We start from the raw sequence: 20,485 nt of genomic DNA on the forward strand, positions 1-20,485 counted from the left end.
GCGCCACCCCCCCGGGTCCGCCGTGGCACGGTCGCGTACCCGGGGGGGGGGGGGGGGCCGGGGGGCGACCCCCGGTCAAAAACGGGCGGGGGGGGCCCCCCCCCCGCGCCCCCCGCGCCCGGTGTCGGGTGCTGGTGTGCTCAGCCGGCGTGCTTGCGGCGGGCGGTGGCTCGGCCCCGCAGCTGCTGGTCGAGCACCACCTTGCGGATCCGGACCGTGGCCGGGGTGACCTCGACGCACTCGTCCTCGCGGCAGAACTCCAGTGCCTGCTCCAGCGAGAGCTTGCGCGGCGGGACCAGCTTCTCGGTCTCGTCGGAGGTCGACTGCCGCATGTTGGTGAGCTTCTTCTCCTTGGTGATGTTGACGTCCATGTCGTCGGAGCGGGAGTTCTCCCCGACGATCATGCCCTCGTACACCTCGGTGGTCGGGTCGACGAAGAGCTGACCGCGCTCCTGCAGGTTGGTCATCGCGAAGGCGGTGACCACGCCAGCCCGGTCGGCGACCAGGGAGCCGTTGTTGCGGGTGCGCAGCTCGCCGAACCACGGCTCGTAGGACTCGAAGACGTGGTGCAGGATGCCGGTGCCCCGCGTGTCGGTGAGGAACTCGGTGCGGAAGCCGATAAGGCCGCGCGCCGGAACCAGCCACTCCATCCGGATCCAGCCGGTGCCGTGGTTGACCAACTGCTCCATCCGGCCCTTGCGGGTGGCGAGGAGCTGCGTGATCGCGCCCAGGTATTCCTCCGGCGCGTCGATGGTCAGCCGCTCGACAGGCTCGCAGGTCTTGCCGTCGATCTCCCGGGTGACCACCTGCGGCTTGCCGACGGTCAGCTCGTAGTTCTCCCGGCGCATCTGCTCGACCAGGATGGCAAGCGCCAGCTCACCGCGGCCCTGCACCTCCCAGGCGTCCGGCCGCTCGGTGGGCAGCACCCGCAGCGACACGTTGCCGATCAGCTCCTTGTCGAGCCGGTCCTTGACCATCCGGGCGGTGACCTTGGCGCCCTTGACCCGGCCGACCAGCGGCGAGGTGTTGGTGCCGATGGTCATCGAGATGGCCGGCTCGTCGACGGTGATCAGCGGCAGCGCCACCGGGTTCTCGAGGTCGGCGAGGGTCTCACCGATCATGATCTCCGGGATGCCGGCGACGGCGATGATGTCGCCCGGGCCGGCGGTCTCGGCCGACGTGCGCTCCAGGCCCTCGGTCATCAGCATCTCGGAGATGCGGACCCGCTGGGTGCTGCCGTCGGTGCGGCACCAGGTCACCGTCTGACCCTTGTTGATGGTGCCCTGGCGGACCCGGCACAGCGCCAGCCGGCCGAGGAACGGCGAGGCGTCGAGGTTTGTGACGTGCGCCTGCAACGGCGCGCCCTCGTCGTACGAGGGCGGCGGGATGGTGTCCAGCAGGGTGCGGAACAGGGGCTCCAGGGAGTCGCTGTCGTCCGGCACCGAGCCGTCGGCGGGCTGGGTCAGCGAGGCGATGCCGTCGCGGGCGCAGGCGTAGACGATCGGGAAGTCGATCTGCTCCTCGTCGGCGTCCAGGTCGAGGAAGAGCTCGTAGGTGTCGTCCACGACCTCCTTGATCCGGGCGTCGGGGCGGTCCACCTTGTTGATCACCAGGATGATCGGCATCCGGGCCCGCAGCGCCTTGCGCAGCACGAAGCGGGTCTGCGGCAGCGGGCCCTCGCTGGCGTCGACGAGCAGCACCACGCCGTCGACCATGGTCAGGCCGCGCTCGACCTCGCCGCCGAAGTCGGCGTGACCGGGGGTGTCGATGATGTTGATGGTGACCGGGTCGGAGCCGTCCGCCGGCAGGTACCGCACGCCTGTGTTCTTGGCCAGGATCGTGATGCCCTTTTCCCGCTCCAGGTCTCCGGAGTCCATCACGCGCTCGGTGTTCTCGCCCCGGGCGCCGTACGCCCCGGCCTGCCGCAACATGGCGTCGACCAGGGTGGTCTTGCCGTGGTCGACGTGAGCGATGATGGCGACGTTGCGGAGGTCGGTGCGAAGCTGCATACCCTCTATCCTTCCGCCTGCGCTCGCGCAGGCTGCGTCGGGGTCACCCCCAGGTGCCCCTGATCTATGGTGAAACCGCTGTGCCGGTGGTTCTCCCGGCTGGCATGCTGGCTCCCGTGTCCCGGGGGCCTGAGTGCACGACCTGCTGACCTGGGTGCAGGGTCTGCCCACCCTGTGGATCTACCTGGTCGCCGCGCTGATCGTGGCGGGCGAGACCGCGGTGATCTTCGGCCTGCTCGTGCCGGGTGAGGCTACCCTGCTGCTTGTCGGCTTCCTCACCTACAACGGTACCTTGCGGCTCGGGTCGGCGTTGCTCGCGATGATCGCCGCGGCGGTCCTCGGTGACGGGCTGGCATTTCGTGCCGGACGGCGGTACGGCCCCCGGCTGCGCGCCGGGCTGGGTCACCGTGTCGGTCCCGAGCGGTGGAGCAGGGCCGAGGGCATGCTCGCCCGGCTCGGTGGTCGGGGCGTGTTCGCGGCCCGCTGGGTGGCCTTCGCCCGCACTCTGGTGCCCCGGCTGGCCGGTGCGACAGGCATGTCGTACCGGCGGTTCGCCCCCTGGAACCTGGGCGGCATCGTCACCTGGGTGGGCGGCTCCGTGCTGCTCGGTCACCTCGCCGGTGAGTCGTACGACACGGTCTCCCGGCTGCTCGGTCGGGCCACCGGCGCGGCACTTGTGTTGCTGGCCGGGCTGCTGGGGGTGGTGCTCGCCGGGCGGTGGCTCGGTCGGAATCCCGACCCCGTACGCGCCCTGCTGTCCCAGGCCGGTGCGCTGCCTCCGGTGCGCTGGCTCAGCGCCCGCTACGGGATCCTGTTCTTCCTGTTGGCCATGCGGATCGGGCCGGCCTGGACGCTGTTGATCAACCTCGCCGCCGGGTTGCTGCTGCTCTTCGCCACCGGGTTCGCCATCGCCGGTCTGCTCGCCGTCGCCGTGAGCAACAGCGGGTTGGCCGCGCTGGACGGGGCGATTGGGAGCTGGTTCGCGGCCCGCCGGACGCCCGGCGCGGCCGACGCCACCCTGATCGTGGTGTCCCTGGTGCGCGGGTGGGTGTTGATCGTGCTGGTGGCAGTGGTGGCGGCGGTGCTGGCGTGGCGCAACCGGCCGTGGCGGGCGGACCTGCTCAGCGTGGTCGGCACGGTGGGCGCGTTCGTGCCGCTTGTGGTGCTGGCCGTGGTGGCCGAGTTGACCGGCCCGGCCGGCAACGAGACCCGGTTCCCGACGCAGAACGCGATGGTCGCGGCGAGTTTCTGCACCCTGGCGTGGCTGGTGTCGCGCAGCGCCCACTGGCCGGTGGCGGTGACCGCGTGGACGGTCGCCGCAGCGGGCGTGCTGGGGGTCGGCGGCGCGCGGCTCTACCTCGGGTTGGACACGGTGAGCGGGACGGCGGCGGCGGTGCTGCTCGGTGTCCTGTGGACTGTGGTGTTCGTGGTCGCCTGGGCCACCCGGGACCGGGCGATGCGGGATCGGGACCAGCCGGTCGACCCGATGCTGCCGTCGCAGGGGCCCCGGAGCCCGGCGGAGCCTTGCTAACCTGCGTCGATGCTCACAGGGGGGAGAGACGCGATGCGTGGACGGATCGTTCAGGTGGGTGCCGTGGCGCTCGCGGGGCTGCTGCTCGCCGGCACGGCGGCCGGTTGCGCCGACCGGGGGGAACGACCGCCGGGCCAGGCCGCCCCCGTGTCGGTCACCGAGGAGCCGACCGAAGAACCGGTCGACGAGGCGATCCCCGAGCCGAGCCCGTCGCCCAGTGGGGTGGCGGCGATGGGTGCCGCGCCGAGCCGCAGTGCGTCGGCGACCCCGAAGCCGTCGAAGAAGCCGACCCGGACGACAAGCACGGCGCCGAAACCCCGCGCGGTGGCCAAGCCGCCCACCGAGACCAAGGTCCCGCCCGCGCCCCCGAAGCCCGCCCCGGCGTCCTGCAAGCCCTCGTACAAGGGCACCCAGGCGAGCAGGGCCGAGGCGAAGGCCGCGCTTACCGCTGCCGCGGCCCGCACCTACTGGCCGACCTCCGCACCGGACATCAAGATCCCGCTCAACCTGGTGAAGGCCACCGCGTGGCAGGAGAGCGGCTGGCAGTCCAACATCTACGCGTGCGACGGCGGCGTCGGGCTGATGCAGGTGATGCCGGGCACGGCGACCTGGATGAACCAGCGGTTCGAGCAGCGCTACGCCATCGCCGACTACCGCGACAACGCGTACCTGGGCGCCAACTACCTGGCCTGGCTGACCAAGTACATCGGCGACATGTACTTCGAGTCCGACTTCCGACTCGACGCGGGCCTGTGCACCGCCGAGCTGGATTCCTGCCTGCTCAACGCGGTGATCGCGGCGTACAACTACGGGCACGGGGCGGTGGCGCGGAAGGGGGAGCCGCTGACCATCCCCAACCCGTCCTACGTGCGCAACGTGCGGGCGCTGATGACCGAGTGCGTCTGTCTGGACTACTGAGCACCCGAACGGGAGCGGGGTCGGGTGGTTCCCGGCCTCGCCCCCGTCGGGTGGGCGGTCAGTCGCGTACGGCCGCCGGCTCCGGCGTGACCTCTTCCCGACGTGCGTCGATCCGGCCCGGCCACCAGAAGCGGTCACCGAGCAGGAACGCCAGCGCGGGCACCAGCACCGTGCGGACCAGCAGGGTGTCCAGCAGGACGCCGATGCAGACGATGATGCCGATCTGGGTAAGCGTGATCAGCGGCAGTACGCCGAGGACGGCGAACACCGCGGCGAGCAGCACTCCGGCGCTCGTGATGACGCCGCCGGTGACGCGCAGCGCGGAGAGCATCCCGGCGCGGGTGCCGGCCGTGCGGGCGTCCTCCCGAGCCCGGGTGACCAGGAAGATGTTGTAGTCCACCCCGAGCGCCACCAGGAACACGAAGGCGAGCAGCAGGACCCCGCTGTCCAGAGCCGGGAAATCCAGCACGTGGTCGAAGAGCAGCCACGCCGCACCGAGGCTGGCGAAGAACGACGCGATCACGGTGAGGACCAGCAGCACCGGCGCGAGCAGGCCCCGCAGCAGCAGGACGAGCACGGCACCGACGAGCAGCAGGATGATCGGCAGGATCAGCCGCAGGTCGCGGTCGTTGGCGTCGTCGGAGTCGTACGTGGCGGCCACGGAGCCACCGACGATCGCACCGGACGGCGCTTCCGCGCCCGCGGCGGCCGGCGGCGCGGAGCCGGGAACGGCGGCGACGGCCTCGCGCAGCGCCTCGATCGCCCGATCGGAGGCGACGGTGCCGGGTTCGGCGTCCAGCACCACGTCGACCTGGGCGACGGTGTCACCGGCGTCGCCGGGGCGGGCCGAGGCGACGCCTGGCACGTCGGTGGCGACGTCGGTGACCGCCCGCACCGCCGCCGGGGTGGTGATCACGGCCACCGGCTGGGTGCTGCCGGCCGGGAAGGCCCGGGCCAGGGTCTGCGCGCCGGTCACCGCCTCGGGCTGGGCCCGGAACTGCTCGGTCTCCGACAGGCCGGTGCGGATCCCCAGCCCACCCAGCGCCAGGCCGCCGAGCAGCACGGTGGCGAGCACCGCGACCACCACCGGGCGGCGTTCCACTGCGGTGCCGAGCCGGCCCCAGAGCCGGCCCTCCCGGGCCGGCCCGCCGACCCGGGGCACGAACGGCCAGAACAGGCCGCGACCGAAGAGCAGCAGCACGGCGGGGAGCAGGAACAGCGCCGAGAGCATGGCGAGGACCACACCCGTGGCGCAGGCCACCGCCAGGGCCCGGTTGGTCTCCTGCTCACTGAGCAGCAGGGTGAGCACGCCGAGCACCACTGTCGAGCCGCTGGCCAGGATGGGCTCGGCGGTGCGGCGTAGCGCGGCGCGCATCGCGGCGAACCGGTCCTCCTCGCGTCGCAACTCCTCCCGGTAGCGGGCGATGAGCAGCAGCGCGTAGTTGGTGGCGGCGCCGAAGACGAGCACGCTGGCGATGCCGGTGACCTGGCCCGCCTGGAGGTGGATGCCGAAGGCCGGCACGATCGTGTCGACCGCCCGCAGGGTGATCTGCTCGGTGGCCGCGACCACCACGAGCGGCACGATCCACAGGAACGGGCTGCGGTACGTGATCAGCAGCAGCACCGCGACCACCGCGGCGGTCACCGCGAGCAGCGTGACGTCTGCGCCGTCGAAGACCGAGGCCAGGTCGGCGGTGAACGCGGGGGAGCCCGTGACGTCGGCGTTCAACCCGTCCGGCAGGTCCGAGAGCGTGGCGCGCAGTTGGTCGACCTTCTCGGTGACCGCCTCCTGGCCACCCTCGGTGTTCATCGGCACGGCGACAAGCGCGACAGTCCCGTCCGGGGAGACCTGCGGAGGGCTGACCTGCCCGCCCACGGCGAAGCGGGCCAGGTCGCCGGAGCGGGCGGCGACGGCGGCGCGGTCGGCCTCGCTCAGCGCGCCGCCGTCGCCCCGGCTCACCACCACGATCGCGGGTTGGACCTCGCTCGACGGCAACTGCTCCTGTAGGCGCTCCACCTGGGTCGACTGCCACTGCACCGACAGGCCGGTCGCCGACACCGGTTTCGGGTTGTCCGGCTGGGGCACGGCGAAGACGACCACGCCGACGACGATGGCGACGGCCACGGTGAGCCAGGCGGCCAACCGGCCGCGCGCGACCCTTGTGAACACAGACATCAGTGACCTCAGGTCCTTCGAATGTCGAGTATCTTGATTAGCGAGATTAACGACGGCTGCTCTATGCTGCAACCCGAAGACCGACGACTGGGAGAAGCGGCGCGACGTGGCGACTCACGGCATGTACCGGCGGCGCGACACGCGCCGCGAGCGGCTGGTCGCCGAGATCACCAACAACCTCCGGCGGTACGCGGTGGACGCCCAGCAGGTCGGCCACGCCTTCGCCAACCTGCACGGGCTGAACCCCACCGACCTGCACGCCCTGATCGCGGTCATGGACGCCGAACTGCTCGGTGACCCGATCACCCCCGGCCGCCTCGGCGAGCACCTCAACCTCTCCTCCGGCTCGATCACCGCCCTGATCGACAGGCTGGAGCGGGCCGGCCACATCCGCCGCGACCGGGACACCGTCGACAGGCGCAAGGTGCTGCTGCACTACGCCGACCAGGGCGCCGCGCTGGCCATGGAGTTCTTCCGGCCGCTAGGCGCCCGCACCGACACGGTGATGGACCGCTTCACCGAGGACGAGCTGGACGTGGTGCACCGGTTCATGGTGGAGATGGGCGAAACGCTGCGGACGCACCGCGACGAGGTCCGCGCCGTCCGGCCCGAGCAGTCCCGCCGACCGACGGACTGACAGGTGCCGGACCGGCTCGTCGCCCGTCTCGCCGCCGCCGCGCTGCGGCTGCCGGTGACCCGGCCCGGCCCGGTACGCGTCACCCGCGACATCCCGGTCCGGGTCCGCGACGGCGTGGTGCTGCGCACCGACCACTACGCGCCGGTCGACGAGAGCGCTCCGACAGTGCTGATCCGCACCCCGTACGGGCGCGGCGGGCCGTTGCGGCTGCTCGGCCGGCTGCTCGCCGCTCGTGGCCAGCACGCGGTGATCCAGTCCTGCCGGGGCACCGGCGGCTCGGGCGGGACGTTCGCGCCGCTGGTGCACGAGCGCGACGACGGGGTGGACACCCTGGACTGGCTGCGCCGCCAGCCCTGGTGGTCCGGGGCGCTGGGCATGTTCGGGATCAGCTACCAGGGCTTCGCCCAGTGGGCGCTTGCCGACGACGCCGGCGACGACCTGCGCGCGATGGTCGCGGTGGTGACCGCCTCGGCCACCCGGGACTCGACGTACGCGGGAGAGTCCTTCGCTCTGGACACCGTGCTGACCTGGGCGGAGCTGCTGCACGCGCAGACCGTGCCGTGGCTGGCCCGCCAGTGGGAGCTCAAGCGGGGGCAACCGCGTCTGGCCGCCGCGCTGGAGCACCTGCCCCTGGCCGGGGCGGACCAGGTGGCGACAGGGGTCACCATCGAGTTCTTCCAGGAGTGGCTGCGTCACCACACGCCGGACGCCGCGTACTGGCGGACCCGGGTTTTCGCCGACCGGGTGGCCCGGGTGCGGGCGCCGGTGATCATGGTCACCGGGTGGCACGACATCTTCCTGCCCGCCCAACTCGACGACCACGCCACCCTGCGCGCCGCTGGCGCGCGACCGCGTCTCGTGATCGGCCCGTGGACGCACGGCAGCCCCGGCCTGTTCGTGGCCGCCCTGCGGGAGGGGCTGACCTGGCTCGACGAGCACCTGAGCGAACGCCTATCGTCGCCAGGTGCCGGATCGGCGCCGGTCCGGCTGCATGTCAGCGGCGCCGACGGCGGCTGGCGGGACCTGCCGGACTGGCCACCACCGGCCGTCGAGACGGCGTGGCACCTGCATCCCTGCGGCGAACTGGCGGCACACCCACCCGCGCCCTCGGCGCCCGACGAGTTCCGCTACGACCCGGCCGACCCCACCCCGTCGCTCGGCGGGCCGCTGCTGGTCGCGCAGCGGGCCGGCCCGGTGGACAACAGGCCCGTCGAGGCCCGGTCCGACGTGCTGACCTACACGAGCGCACCGTTGACCGCGCCGGTCGAGGTGATCGGCCCGGTGCGTGCCGAGATCCACGTCCGCAGTGAGCTGCCGTACCTGGACGTCTTCGTCCGACTGTGCGACGTGGACCGTCGCGGGCGCTCCTGGAACGTGTGCGACGGGTTGGTCCGGGTCGAGCCCGGGCGGTTCCCGGCCGACCCGTCCGGTGCGCTGCGGGTGCCGGTGCCGCTCTGGCCGACCGCGTACCGGTTCGGGGCCGGGCACCGGCTGCGCGTGCAGGTCTCCGGTGGCGCGCACCCGCGCTGGGCGCGTAACCCCGGCACCGGCGAACCCCTCGGTACGGCGGTTACGCTCCGTGCCGGATGGCGGCGCATTCTGCACGACCCAGAGCACCCGTCGGCACTGCTGTTACCGGTCGTCCACACTGGCCAGCCTTCGTCACGAATCTGACCATAGCCGCTCTGAGCTGGGCGTTTGTCAAAAGTGCGAGCTATGGTTTGGTCAATGCCCGACGCCGTGCACCAGCAGGCCGGGCTCGCGTGAAGCCCCGCACCGTGTACGCGGCGTGACGTCATGCTCGGCCCCCGCTCTTGGAAAGGGGGACCCCATGACCCGGGCCCCGGCTAACCTGTTGGCCGTCCGAAGCCTGCTTCTCGCCCACCTGGACGTCGACCCGAAGACCGTCCGCGCCGCCGACCTGGAGCCGGCGGAGGTCGGCATCGTCGGTGACGCGTCCCATCGCGGCGGCTACCACTGTGGATCGGATCGGGTGGTCACAAACGACTATTCGGTGGTGGAGTCGTCCCGGGACCGGACGGGCCTGACCCTCGACGCGGCGGCGCTGGACGTCGGCGGCTTCGAGGTCCGATCCGGTGGCCGTACGCACACCCTGGCCACCTTCTCTGCCTGGTGTGTGGGGCAGTGTGCCGCGAACGCGGCCGACACGCGGGACATCCGCGAGATCATCTACAGCCTCGACGGCAAGACCGTGAAGCGGTGGGATCGGCTCGGTAAGCGCAGCACGGGGGACGACTCGCACCGCTGGCACACCCACTTCAGCTTCTTCCGCGACGCCGTCAAGGCGGGCCGCGACCAGCGGCCCCTGTTCCGCCGCTACCTCAGTTCCATCGGACTCCTGGAGGACGACGACATGACCCCCGAAGAGCACAACTGGCTGGCCACCGTCCACAAGAACCTCACCGTCCTCGACGGCCGCAACCCGATCGGGCAGGTCTATCTGCGGCTGGCAGAGGGTCGGGACGACACCGGAGCGCCGGTCACGGGCCACCCGAACCTCAAGAGCCTCGGCCTGCAACTGACGGCGCTGCAAACGACGCTCAACGCGTTGTCCGGCCGCGACTTCACCGACGAGCCGGCGATCGTGCAGGGGGTGCTGGCCGGGCTGACGCCGGAGAAGATCGCCGCGGCGATCCCGGCCACCATGGCCAAGCAGGTCGCCGACGAGTTGGCCCGCCGGCTCGTCGCCTGACGGTGAGGGGCGGCCCGTTCCCGTCGGGCCGCCCCTCACCCGCGCATCCGCAACAACACGTGCGCAATAGGCATTGCGCAAGGACCGTTGCGGATGTAATGCTCGCGGCATGAAGAGCCGCGACGTACGCCAGGTCACCGACTCGCGGGTGCTGGCCGCCATGTCCCACCCGCTGCGCCGACGACTGATGGACGTGCTCAAGGTGCACGGCCCGTCGACAGTCGGCCTGCTCGCCGAGCGCACCGACCAGGCGCCCGCAAACGTCAGCCATCACCTCAAGGTGCTCGCCGCCGCCGACCTGGTCACCGAGGCCCCCGAACTCGCCCGGGACCGCCGCGAACGGTGGTGGCAACTTGTCACCCGGGGAGTGCGCTGGTCCAACACCGACTTCGACGCCGACCCGGCCGCCCGGGCGGTCGCCGACGCCGCCACCTCGCTCAACCTGGACCGGCACGTCGCCCTGGCCCGGGCCTGGCACGCCGCGGACGAGTCGGCGCAGGCCGCCTGGGCCGACGGCCCGTTCTCCACCGACCGCTGGTTGCACCTCACGCCCGAGGAGTTGGCCGAGCTGAGCCGCGAGATCATCGACCTGCTGGCACGCTGGGGCGACCGCGCGGTGCCCGACGACGGCGTCGAGCGTCAGCCGGTGTTCGTGTTCGCCTACGGATTGCCGGCCCGGCCGTGACCGCTGCCACCCGCGCCGATCCGGGTTCGGCCCGGCCGCCCGGCGGGCTGCTGCGGCACCGGGACTTCCGGCTGCTCTGGGCCGGCCAGGCGGTCAGCAGCGTCGGCAGCAACGTCACAGCCGTCGCACTGCCGCTTGTCGCGGTGGCGGTCCTCGACGCCGGCACCTTCCAGGTGGCGGTGCTCACCGCCGCCGCGTGGCTGCCCTGGCTGCTGATCGGCCTGCCCGCCGGCGCCTGGGTGGACCGGCTGCCACGTCGACAGGTGATGGTGGTCTGCGACGTGATCTGCGCGCTGGCGTTCCTCAGCGTGCCGCTTGTCGCCGCGGTCGGCCTGCTCACCGTCGGGCAGTTGCTCGTGGTGGCCGTCGTCGCCGGCACCGCGCGGGTCTTCTTCGAGACCGCCGACCAGGTCTACCTACCGGTGCTGCTGCGCCCCGAGCAACTGCCCGAGGGCAACGCGAAGCTGCACGCCACCCAGACCGTGAGCTACATCGCCGGACCCGGCATCGCCGGTCTGATCGCCCAGCTCGCCGGTGCCGTCGCCGCCCTGCTGCTGAACGCGCTCACGTTCCTGCTCTCTGCCGTCCTCCTGCTGCGGATCCGCACCGTCGAGCCACGCCCGGGCAGCCCTGACGCGTCCCGGTCGCTGCGACGGGACATCGTCGAGGGGCTGCGCTTCGTCGCCCGCGACCCGTACCTGCGGGTGCTGACGCTCTTCGGTGCGGCCAGCAACATCGGGCTGACCGGCTACCAGGCCGTCCTTGTGGTCTTCCTGGTCCGCGAACTGCGGCTCGCGCCGGGCCTGGTGGGCCTGCTGGTCGCGGTGATGAGCGCAGGCGGGATCGTCGGCGCGCTGGTGGCCACCGTGCTGGGCCGGCGTTACGGCACCGCGCGGGCCCTGCTGATCGGGGCAGCACTCACCGGCCCGCCTGCCCTGCTCATCCCACTCGCCGCGCCCGGACTGGGGCTGATCTGGCCGGCCCTCGGAGGGCTGCTGATCGGCCTCGGCGTGGCCATCGGCAACGTGGTCAAGGCGAGCTTCCGGCAGGCGTACACACCGCACCACATGCTCGGCCGTGTGACGGCGAGCATGCACCTGCTCAACTACGGCACCATCCCGCTGGCGGCCGTGCTGGCCGGCGCCCTCGGGGCGCGATATGGCGCCGGGACGGCAATCAGCGTGATGACCGCCTGGTTGGCGCTCACCCCGCTGATCCTGCTGATGGGGCCGCTCCGGAGGCGGCGGGACCTGCCCGCCGCCCCGGCAGCGTCTTGAGTGCACTGCGACGGCGGCCGGAGACCGGCCGCCGTCACCGGCACGGAGCTACATCGGGCGGACGTTGTCCGCCTGCGGACCCTTCTGCCCCTGGGTCACCTCGAACTCGACCTTCTGGCCCTCGTTGAGCTCCCGGTAGCCGCTCGAAGCGATCGCGGAGTAGTGGACGAACACGTCCGGCCCTCCGCCATCCTGCTCGATGAAGCCAAAGCCCTTTTCCGAGTTGAACCACTTAACCGTGCCGGTTGCCATGCATCTCTCCCTGTTCAAAGCGGCTGACACCGACCTGTGGCCGGTGATCGCCCGTACCTGTTCGACAGTAACGGGCAAAACCCGGTTCTGCCGGCCGAAGTGCCGTAGGTGTTTGTGTGAACTCGGGTGAACTCTGCGCGGCGGCACGTGAAACCCGCCCCAGCCACCCTCCGCTGGGGCATGCTTGCGCGGATGAAAGGTGCCGCAGCCACCGCGCTGTCCGAGCTGGAGCGCGAGATCGACGCGCCCGGCGACGGCTTGGACCGGCTGCGTTTGGTGCCCACCCCGTTCGTCCCGGAGGTGCGCCTCTACCTGGCCGACGACGCGATCGTCTGGTGGGCACGGATGGAAGCTGCCGCTGGTCACGCCCTGCCCCCGCCCTACTGGGCCTCCGCCTGGGCGGGCGGCCAGGCCCTCGCCCGGCACCTGCTGGACCATCCCGAACTCGCCGCCGGCCGACGGGTCCTCGACCTCGCCGCCGGCTCGGGACTGGTCGCCATCGCCGCCGCGCTCGCCGGCGCGGCCCGGGTCGTCGCCAACGACATCGACCCGTACGCCGTCGCGGCGGTCACCGTCAACGCCCGCGCCAACCAGGTCGCCGTCGACGCCAGCGGCGACGACCTGCTCGACGGCGCCGACACCGAGGCGGACCTGGTGGTCGCCGGGGACGTCTTCTACAGCCGCGCCATGTCCGACCGGGTGCTGCCGTTCCTGCGACGGATCGCCGCAGCCGGCGCCGACGTGCTCGTCGGCGACCCCGGCCGGGGGCACCTGCCCGCGGACCAGATGACAGTGCTCGCCGACTACCCGGTCCCCACCACCGAACCGTCGGTGGACTCGTCGCTGCGCCACGTACAGGTGCTACGGCCGGCCTGACATCGCCTCAGGGTCGACCCCGAGGCCGATACCAGGGGTTGGTGAGGGCTGGGACCGGATGTCCACGGTGGTCAGCGGGCCATAGCGTACGGGGCATGACGCAATGGCTGGCCCAGGTCGGAGAACTGCCCATCGGTGTGCTGATGGGTGCGCTCGGGCTGGTCATGGTCTTCGACGCCGTACCGCTGCTGGGCGTCCTCGTCCCCGGTGACGTGGCGGTCCTGGCCGCGGTCGGTGTGGGTCGACCGGCCACCGGGCTGGCGACCTTCGCGGCGGTCCTGACCGGCTGCCTGGTCGGCTGGTCGTTGAGCTTCCTCGTCGGCCGCCGGTACGCCGAACGCCTACGCCACAGCCGGGTCGGCAACTGGATCGGCGAGGCCCGCTGGAGCGCGGCGGAGGGCATCCTGCACCGCGGCGGCGGCCGGATGATGATGGTGGCGCCGTTCCTGCCGGTGTTCAACGCGCTGCTGCCCCTGGCCGCGGGCGGGCTGCGGATGTCGTACCGGCGGTTCCTCGGCTGCGCCGCGCTCGGCGGCACCGCCTGGGCCGGGCTCTACCTGGCGCTTGGCACCGTCTCCCGGTCGCTTTCCGGGCTGCTCCCGGGGGCGCCCAGCCCGCTGCTTGTCACAATGGCTGTCGGGCTGGCGCTGGCCGCCGTCGTGCTGCTGGGCGCGCGGCGGCGGCTGCGCGCGGTCTGAGTCGTCCCGCCCGCCCGGCCGGGGTCACCAGCCCCGGGCGCGCCACTGAGGGAGGGCCGGGCGTTCTGCACCCAGGGTGCTGTCCTTGCCGTGGCCCGGGTAGAACCAGGTCTCGTCCGGGAGCGTGTCGAACAGCTTGTGCTCGACGTCGTCGACAAGCGCGGCGAAGCGCTCCGGGTCCTTGTCGGTGTTGCCGACGCCGCCCGGAAAGAGGCTGTCCCCGGTCCAGAGGTGCGGGGTGCCGTTCGGGTCGCGGTAGAGCAGGGCGATCGAGCCGGGCGTGTGCCCCTTGATGTGGATGACCTCCAGCGCGCAGTCACCCACCGCGACGGTGTCGCCGTCGGCGAGGTGGTCCGCCTCGATCGGCAGGCCGGAGGCGTCGTCGGCGTGCACGAGCGCCCGCGCGCCGGTCTTGGCCACCACCTCCTCCAGCGCCACCCAGTGGTCCATGTGCTGGTGGGTGGTCACCACGGCGGTCAGCCGGCCGTCGCCGACCAGCTCCAGCAGGCGCGGCGCCTCGTTGGCGGCGTCGATGAGCACCTGGTCGCCGGTGCTCGTGCACCGCAGCAGGTAGGCGTTGTTGTCCATCGGGCCCACCGACAGCTTGCTGATGGTGAGCCCGTCCAGCTCGCGTACCGCTGGGGCGCCACCCGAGGTGGCGTCTCCGGTGTAGGTCATGAGGTGTCTATATCCATTCCGGTGGAGTTGGCAGTGGGCCGTCCGGTGCGACGGCGAGCGTGTGGCCGGAGTCCCGGCCGGTCAGCCAGGCGGCCAGGTCGGCGGCCGGCCCGCTGACGGTAGGCGCGCCGGCCCGGTCTCCGATGACCACCTCGTGGTGGCTGCCGTCGACGCGCAGCACCATCGACGGCGGGGTCGGCCCGCCGCCGTGATGGGTGGCCGCCTCGCGCAGCAGCCGGTGGGCGAACGTGTCCGACCAGTCGCCGGGCCGGTAGCCGGCGGCCAGGTCGAGGTGGTGCACCTCGATCTCGCGTAGGCGCCCCCAGACGAGCAGGGCCGCGGGCCACGGCCCTCGGCGCGACTGGACCGTCGCACCCCACGCCTCGGTCGGCATCGCCTCGACCGCCTCGGTGAACCGGTCTGCGGTGCGCCGGAGGTCGTCCAGGTGCTCGGCGGCCGGTCGACCGGCGCCGGCCTCGATGTCCGCCGTCCGGGCCGCCAGCGAGGCGTACATCGGCAGCGGCTCACCCGTGCGGGCCGCGGTGAGCAGGTTGACGAAGCCGTCGGCGTTGCGGGCCAGGTGCGCCAGCACGTGACCGCGCGACCAGCCCGGCAGCAGCGACGCCGCTGCCAGGTCGGCGGCGTCGAAAGAGGCGGCGGTACGCAGCAGCCGGCTGGTGGCCGCGTCCACCTCGCCCATCAGCAGCAGCGGGTCCGTGGTCACGCGTCGACCCTAGCGGTCCGCTGGCGCGCCGTCGTCGGGGAAATCGCTTTCGGCGCGTCGGCCCGCGCCCTACCGTCGGCGCCATACGCGGCACCGGGACGTCGGATGGAGGTGGTGTTCATGCCGGACGTGACACGCGTGCTCCGCCATCACCAGCTTCGACACCGATGAGGATGCCATGACGATTGATCTGACCGCCCTCGGCTGGGACGCCGACCGCGCGGCGTACGCCGCCCGACGTGGCGAGCACCACCCGGGCCGGGTGGCCCGGGTGGACCGGGGGGTCTGCACGGTGCTCGCCGCCACCGGCCCGGTCCGGGCCAGCCTCGGCGCGACGGTGCTCGCCGCCGCCGCCCAGGATCCCTCCGCGCTGCCCTGCGCCGGTGACTGGGTGCTGCTCACCCACTGGCCGGACCGCCGGACCACAGTGGCGACAGTGCTGCCCCGGCGGGCCGCGCTGATCCGCCGTACCGCCGGCAAGGACGCCAGCGGCCAGGTGCTGGCCGCCAACCTCGACGCCGCCGCGGTGGTCGAGCCGGTGCACCCGGAGCCGGACGTCGGCCGCATCGAGCGGCTGCTCTCGCTTGCCCACGAGTCCGGCGCGCGGCCGCTCGTGGTGTTGACCAAGGTCGACCTTGCGGCCGACCCCGCCGCGCTGGCCCGCCAGATCGCCGCTGTGGCGCCCGGGGTGCCGGTGCTGCCGGTCAGCGCGGAGCGTGGCGTCGGGCTGGACCCGCTGCGCGCCGAGGTCGCGCCGGGCCGCACGCTGGGCCTGCTCGGGCCGTCCGGCGCGGGCAAGTCGAGCCTGGTCAACGCCCTCGCCGGGGCGGTGATGATGCCGACCCAGGCGATCCGCCGGGTCGACGGCAAGGGCCGGCACACCACCACCTGGCGGGCGCTGGTGCCGATCCCGGGCGGCGGCGCGGTGATCGACACCCCAGGCGTGCGGGCGGTCGGCCTGCTCGACGGCGCCGTCGGGCTGGACCGGGCGTTCGCCGACATCGCCGGGCTGGCGCAGGGCTGCCGGTATGCCGACTGCGGGCACGACGGCGAGCCCGCCTGCGCGGTGCGCGACGCGCTGCGTACCGGGGAGCTGTCCACCAGGCGGTGGGAGAGTTGGCGGCGGCTACAGGGGGAGGTGGCCCACGAGAGCCGGCGTCGGGAGGCGCGGCTGGCCGCCGAGCGGCGCGGTGGCTGGCGCGGGGCCCGGCGCAGGGCAGCCCGGCCGCCGTCGCCCGGGGGCTACTGACTCGGTGCGGCAGGCTGCCGGGTCGGTACGGCCGGCTGCCGGGCGGGTGGGTCGGCGGGGGGCCGGTTGCCCGGCCGGCGGGACCGGGTCGCTGGTCGATGCGCCCGACCGGGCTGAGCTGGGGGAATGTGCGGGCGAGGGAAACTGTCGTACCTCGGGGCTAGAGTTGCCCAGGCGTGTTTTCCGCGCCCGCACGACCGCTCAGAACCATCGCAGAGCGGGACAGAACCCTTCGCTTCGCCTTCACCCGGGAGTACACGCACCGTGGCCGACCGACTCATCATCCGTGGCGCACGCGAGCACAACCTGCGTGACGTCAGTCTCGACCTGCCCCGGGACGCTCTTATCGTGTTCACCGGGCTGTCCGGGTCGGGCAAGTCGAGCCTGGCCTTCGACACGATCTTCGCCGAGGGCCAGCGGCGCTACGTGGAGTCGCTCTCGTCGTACGCCCGGCAGTTCCTCGGCCAGATGGACAAGCCCGACGTCGACTTCATCGAGGGGCTGAGCCCGGCCGTCTCGATCGACCAGAAGTCGACCTCGCGCAACCCGCGCTCAACGGTGGGCACCATCACCGAGGTCTACGACTACCTGCGTCTGCTCTACGCCCGGATCGGCGAGCCGCACTGCCCGGTCTGCGGTGAGCGGATCTCCCGCCAGAGCCCGCAGCAGATCGTCGACCGGGTTCTCGCCATGGCCGAGGGCACCAAGTTCATGGTGCTCGCCCCGGTCGTTCGCGGCCGCAAGGGCGAGTACGTCGACCTCTTCGCCGAGCTGCAGAGCAAGGGCTACGCCCGAGCCCGGGTCGACGGCGTGGTGCATCCGCTGACCGAGCCGCCGAAGCTCAAGAAGCAGGAGAAGCACACCATCGAGGTGGTGATCGACCGGCTCACCGTCAAGCCGAGCGCCAAGCAGCGGCTGACCGACTCGGTCGAGGCCGCCCTGGGCCTGTCCAGCGGCATGGTGCTGCTCGACTTCGTCGACCTGCCGGAGGACGACCCGGACCGGGAGCGCCGCTACTCCGAGCACCTGGCCTGCCCCAACGACCACCCGCTCGCCATCGAGGACCTCGAGCCCCGGGTCTTCTCCTTCAACGCGCCGTACGGCGCCTGCCCGGAGTGCACAGGCCTGGGCACCAAGAAGGAGGTCGACCCGGAGCTGCTGGTGCCCGACCCGGAGCGCAGCCTCCGCGAGGGTGCCATCCAGCCCTGGTCCACCGGGCACAACCTCGAATACTTCCTGCGCCTGCTGGAAGCGCTCGGCGAGGCCCAGCACTTCGACGTCGACACCCCGTGGCGGGCCCTGCCGGCGCGGGCGCAGAAGACGATCCTGCACGGCTCCGACGACCAGGTGCACGTGCGCTACCGCAACAAGTACGGCCGCGAGCGCTCCTACTACACCGGCTTCGAGGGCGTGGTGCAGTGGATCGAGCGCCGGCACTCCGACACCGAGTCCGAGTGGTCCCGCGACAAGTACGAGGGCTACATGCGCGACGTGCCGTGCGCGGCCTGCGGTGGTGCCCGGCTCAAGCCCGAGGTGCTCGCGGTCACCCTGGCCGGCAAGAGCATCGCCGAGGTCTGCAACCTGTCCGTGGGGGAGTGCGCCGACCTGCTCGCCGGCATCGAGCTGACCGACCGGCAGAAGATGATCGCCGAGCGGGTCCTCAAGGAGATCAACGCCCGGCTGCGGTTCCTGCTCGACGTCGGCCTGGACTACCTCTCCCTTGACCGGCCGGCCGGCACCCTGTCCGGCGGCGAGGCGCAGCGCATCCGGTTGGCCACCCAGATCGGCTCCGGCCTGGTGGGCGTGCTCTACGTGCTCGACGAGCCGTCGATCGGGCTGCACCAGCGCGACAACCACCGGCTGATCGAGACCCTGATCCGACTGCGGGGGTTGGGCAACACGCTGATCGTGGTGGAGCACGACGAGGACACGATCCGCACCGCCGACTGGATCGTCGACATCGGCCCCGGCGCCGGCGAGCACGGCGGCAAGATCGTGCACAGCGGCTCGGTGCCGGCACTGCTGGACAACCCCGAGTCGATCACGGGGGCGTACCTGTCCGGGCGTCGGTCGATCCCGACTCCGACGACGCGTCGCCCGCAGACCAAGGACCGGGAGCTGGTGGTGCACGGCGCGCGCGAGCACAACCTGCGCAACCTGACCGTCGGGTTCCCGCTGGGCCAGCTGATCGCGGTCACCGGGGTCAGCGGCTCGGGCAAGTCGACACTTGTCAACGACATCCTCTATGCGGTCCTGGCCAACCAGATCAACAGCGCCCGGCTGGTCCCCGGCCGGCACACCCGGGTCTCCGGTCTGGAGCACGTGGACAAGGTCGTCGGTGTGGACCAGTCGCCGATCGGCCGGACGCCGCGCTCCAACCCGGCCACCTACACGGGGGTCTGGGACCACGTCCGCAAGCTCTTCGCCGAGACCACCGAGGCCAAGGTGCGGGGGTACGGGCCGGGCCGGTTCTCGTTCAACGTCAAGGGCGGCCGTTGCGAGGCGTGCTCCGGCGACGGCACCATCAAGATCGAGATGAACTTCCTGCCCGACGTGTACGTCCCCTGCGAGGTCTGCAAGGGCGCCCGGTACAACCGGGAGACCCTCGAGGTGCACTACAAGGGCAAGACCGTCTCGGACGTGCTGGAGATGCCGATCGAGGAGGCCGCCGAGTTCTTCTCCGCCATCCCGGCCATCCACCGGCACCTCAAGACGCTTGTCGACGTCGGCCTGGGCTACGTCCGCCTCGGCCAGCCCGCGCCGACCCTGTCCGGCGGTGAGGCGCAGCGGGTCAAGCTCGCCTCCGAGCTGCAGAAACGCTCCACCGGGCGGACGGTCTACGTGCTCGACGAGCCGACCACCGGCCTGCACTTCGAGGACATCCGCAAGCTGCTGATGGTGCTGGAAGGGCTCGTCGACAAGGGCAACACGGTGATCACCATCGAGCACAACCTCGACGTGATCAAGACGGCCGACTGGCTTATCGACATGGGCCCGGAGGGCGGGCACCGAGGCGGCACCGTGCTCGCCACCGGCACCCCGGAAGAGGTCGCCGAGGTGGCCGAGAGCCACACCGGTCAGTTCCTGCGCGGGGTGCTCAAGCTCGACGGCAAGGCCAAGGGCGCGGCGGCCGCCACCACGCGGGCGGCCAAGGCCAACGGCGTCACCAAGGCGCGGGCCAGCCGCAAGGTGGCGGCCAGCGCCCGCTGACCCCGACTTTCCGAGGGCGGGTCCGGCTGAGTGTGGCGGTTGCGGGGGCGGGTCCGATCGGGTTCGTGCGCGTCCATTGCGGCGCGGGCGACTCGGTCCGGAGCCCGCCCCGTCCCCTTTTCCGGGTCGGCCAGATGCCACGGTGAACCATCCGGCACAGTTGCCCGTGTGGAGAAGTGTGGCCGGCTTTCGGACCGGCGCAGCGGGCTACAGAGAGGCGAGGCATGAGTGACGATCAGGCGCTTACCGTTCCGGGTACGCAGACCCGTCGGGCTCTGCTCACCGGTGTCGGAGCGGCCGGCGCGGCCGTCGTCCTGGCTGCCTGCGGCAGCGACGACACCGGAGACGGCACCGCCGCCCCGACCAGCGGTGGCCCGCCGGTGCCCAGCACCGGTGACGCTGGCGGCGGCAATCGGCAGGACGCCCAGTCGCTGGCCACCACTGCCGACATCCCGGTCGGTGGCGGCAAGATCCTCGCCGCCGAGGGCGTGGTGATCACCCAGCCGAGCGCAGGGCAGTTCAAGGGCTTCAGCCCGATCTGTACGCACCAGAACTGCCCTGTGTCGAACATCGACGGCGGCACCATCAACTGCACCTGCCACGGCAGCAAGTTCTCCATCGAGGACGGCTCGGTGAAGGCCGGCCCGGCTACCAAGCCGCTGCCCCCCAAGGAGATCAAGGTCACCGGGGATCAGATCTCGCTGGCCTGACCGCTGGGCCTCGCCCCGTTGGCGCGTACTCGATCGGGGTTGGGTTTGATCGACTCGCGGGCGGGGGGTGGGGGGGTGGGGGTTCCCGGGGGCCCCCCCCCCCCCCCCCCGCCCGGGGGTGGTGCGGCCGGGGGGGGGGTGG

17 protein-coding genes are annotated in these 20,485 nt (G+C 72.2%); 12 read left to right on the plus strand and 5 right to left on the minus strand.

Annotated features, from left to right (window positions below; all coding sequences use genetic code 11):
• Nucleotides 1–140 precede the first annotated feature (140 nt).
• Nucleotides 141–2,009, minus strand: a complete 1,869-nt coding sequence (gene typA, locus ACFY2Q_RS17625) for a translational GTPase TypA (RefSeq protein WP_387131326.1) — start codon at nt 2,007–2,009, stop codon at nt 141–143.
• A gap of 133 nt (nt 2,010–2,142) precedes the next feature.
• Here typA and ACFY2Q_RS17630 point away from each other — a divergent pair, with 133 nt between their 5' ends.
• Together ACFY2Q_RS17630 and ACFY2Q_RS17635 are read left to right on the plus strand one after the other, a co-directional pair.
• Nucleotides 2,143–3,540 carry a DedA family protein gene (locus tag ACFY2Q_RS17630; RefSeq protein ID WP_387131328.1) on the plus strand — a complete coding sequence of 466 codons (1,398 nt, stop codon included), beginning with the start codon at nt 2,143–2,145 and terminating at the stop codon, nt 3,538–3,540.
• 33 nt (nt 3,541–3,573) lie between these two features.
• The gene (locus ACFY2Q_RS17635) at nt 3,574–4,458 is read left to right on the plus strand and encodes a transglycosylase SLT domain-containing protein (protein WP_387131330.1); all 885 of its coding nucleotides are present in this window, start codon (nt 3,574–3,576) and stop codon (nt 4,456–4,458) included.
• Between the two features lie 58 nt (nt 4,459–4,516).
• Here the strand turns inward: ACFY2Q_RS17635 and ACFY2Q_RS17640 are convergent, their stop codons facing one another.
• Nucleotides 4,517–6,634, minus strand: coding sequence for an MMPL family transporter (locus ACFY2Q_RS17640; RefSeq protein WP_387131331.1), 2,118 nt, complete (start codon nt 6,632–6,634; stop codon nt 4,517–4,519).
• A 121-nt stretch (nt 6,635–6,755) separates the two neighbouring features.
• Between ACFY2Q_RS17640 and ACFY2Q_RS17645 the strand changes: the two genes are divergently transcribed.
• From ACFY2Q_RS17645 to ACFY2Q_RS17665, 5 genes are all read left to right on the plus strand, one after another.
• Nucleotides 6,756–7,271: a MarR family winged helix-turn-helix transcriptional regulator gene (locus tag ACFY2Q_RS17645; protein ID WP_387131666.1), complete on the plus strand. Its 516-nt coding sequence runs from the start codon at nt 6,756–6,758 to the stop codon at nt 7,269–7,271.
• Between the two features lie 3 nt (nt 7,272–7,274).
• Entirely contained in the window at nt 7,275–8,945 is a 1,671-nt protein-coding gene (locus ACFY2Q_RS17650; protein WP_387131333.1) for a CocE/NonD family hydrolase, read from the plus strand.
• 157 nt (nt 8,946–9,102) lie between these two features.
• Entirely contained in the window at nt 9,103–9,984 is an 882-nt protein-coding gene (locus ACFY2Q_RS17655; RefSeq protein WP_387131334.1) for a hypothetical protein, read from the plus strand.
• Between the two features lie 109 nt (nt 9,985–10,093).
• A complete protein-coding gene (locus tag ACFY2Q_RS17660; protein ID WP_387131335.1) occupies nt 10,094–10,669 on the plus strand; it encodes an ArsR/SmtB family transcription factor in 576 nt (191 codons plus the stop codon).
• Nucleotides 10,666–11,946: an MFS transporter gene (locus ACFY2Q_RS17665; RefSeq protein WP_387131337.1), complete on the plus strand. Its 1,281-nt coding sequence runs from the start codon at nt 10,666–10,668 to the stop codon at nt 11,944–11,946. The genes ACFY2Q_RS17660 and ACFY2Q_RS17665 overlap by 4 nt, the downstream gene beginning before the upstream one ends.
• Nucleotides 11,947–11,994: 48 nt before the next feature.
• Here the strand turns inward: ACFY2Q_RS17665 and ACFY2Q_RS17670 are convergent, their stop codons facing one another.
• The gene (locus tag ACFY2Q_RS17670) at nt 11,995–12,198 is read right to left on the minus strand and encodes a cold-shock protein (protein WP_007462771.1); all 204 of its coding nucleotides are present in this window, start codon (nt 12,196–12,198) and stop codon (nt 11,995–11,997) included.
• A gap of 192 nt (nt 12,199–12,390) precedes the next feature.
• Between ACFY2Q_RS17670 and ACFY2Q_RS17675 the strand changes: the two genes are divergently transcribed.
• Both ACFY2Q_RS17675 and ACFY2Q_RS17680 read left to right on the plus strand, forming a co-directional pair.
• Nucleotides 12,391–13,074, plus strand: coding sequence for a class I SAM-dependent methyltransferase (locus ACFY2Q_RS17675; protein WP_387131339.1), 684 nt, complete (start codon nt 12,391–12,393; stop codon nt 13,072–13,074).
• A 95-nt stretch (nt 13,075–13,169) separates the two neighbouring features.
• Nucleotides 13,170–13,772, plus strand: a complete 603-nt coding sequence (locus tag ACFY2Q_RS17680) for a DedA family protein (RefSeq protein ID WP_387131340.1) — start codon at nt 13,170–13,172, stop codon at nt 13,770–13,772.
• Between the two features lie 24 nt (nt 13,773–13,796).
• Here ACFY2Q_RS17680 and ACFY2Q_RS17685 read toward each other — a convergent pair whose 3' ends face one another.
• Nucleotides 13,797–14,450 (minus strand): MBL fold metallo-hydrolase, encoded by a 654-nt coding sequence (locus ACFY2Q_RS17685; protein WP_387131342.1) that lies wholly within the window; start codon nt 14,448–14,450, stop codon nt 13,797–13,799.
• A 7-nt stretch (nt 14,451–14,457) separates the two neighbouring features.
• Nucleotides 14,458–15,174 carry a maleylpyruvate isomerase family mycothiol-dependent enzyme gene (locus ACFY2Q_RS17690; protein ID WP_387131344.1) on the minus strand — a complete coding sequence of 239 codons (717 nt, stop codon included), beginning with the start codon at nt 15,172–15,174 and terminating at the stop codon, nt 14,458–14,460.
• Nucleotides 15,175–15,352: 178 nt separating this feature from the next.
• On the opposite strand from ACFY2Q_RS17690, the gene rsgA reads away from it, so the two are divergent.
• From rsgA to ACFY2Q_RS17705, 3 genes are all read left to right on the plus strand, one after another.
• Nucleotides 15,353–16,423: a ribosome small subunit-dependent GTPase A gene (rsgA, locus tag ACFY2Q_RS17695; protein WP_387131346.1), complete on the plus strand. Its 1,071-nt coding sequence runs from the start codon at nt 15,353–15,355 to the stop codon at nt 16,421–16,423.
• A gap of 264 nt (nt 16,424–16,687) precedes the next feature.
• On the plus strand, nt 16,688–19,633 hold the full coding sequence (gene uvrA / locus ACFY2Q_RS17700; RefSeq protein ID WP_387131348.1) for an excinuclease ABC subunit UvrA: 2,946 nt from the start codon (nt 16,688–16,690) through the stop codon (nt 19,631–19,633).
• 224 nt (nt 19,634–19,857) lie between these two features.
• Complete coding sequence (locus ACFY2Q_RS17705) at nt 19,858–20,343, plus strand: Rieske (2Fe-2S) protein (protein WP_387131350.1); 486 nt, start codon at nt 19,858–19,860, stop codon at nt 20,341–20,343.
• The last annotated feature ends 142 nt before the right edge of the window (nt 20,344–20,485 follow it).

The organism is Micromonospora sp. NPDC000316 (assembly GCF_042898885.1).
In the GTDB taxonomy this organism is placed as follows: Bacteria; Actinomycetota; Actinomycetes; order Mycobacteriales; family Micromonosporaceae; genus Micromonospora.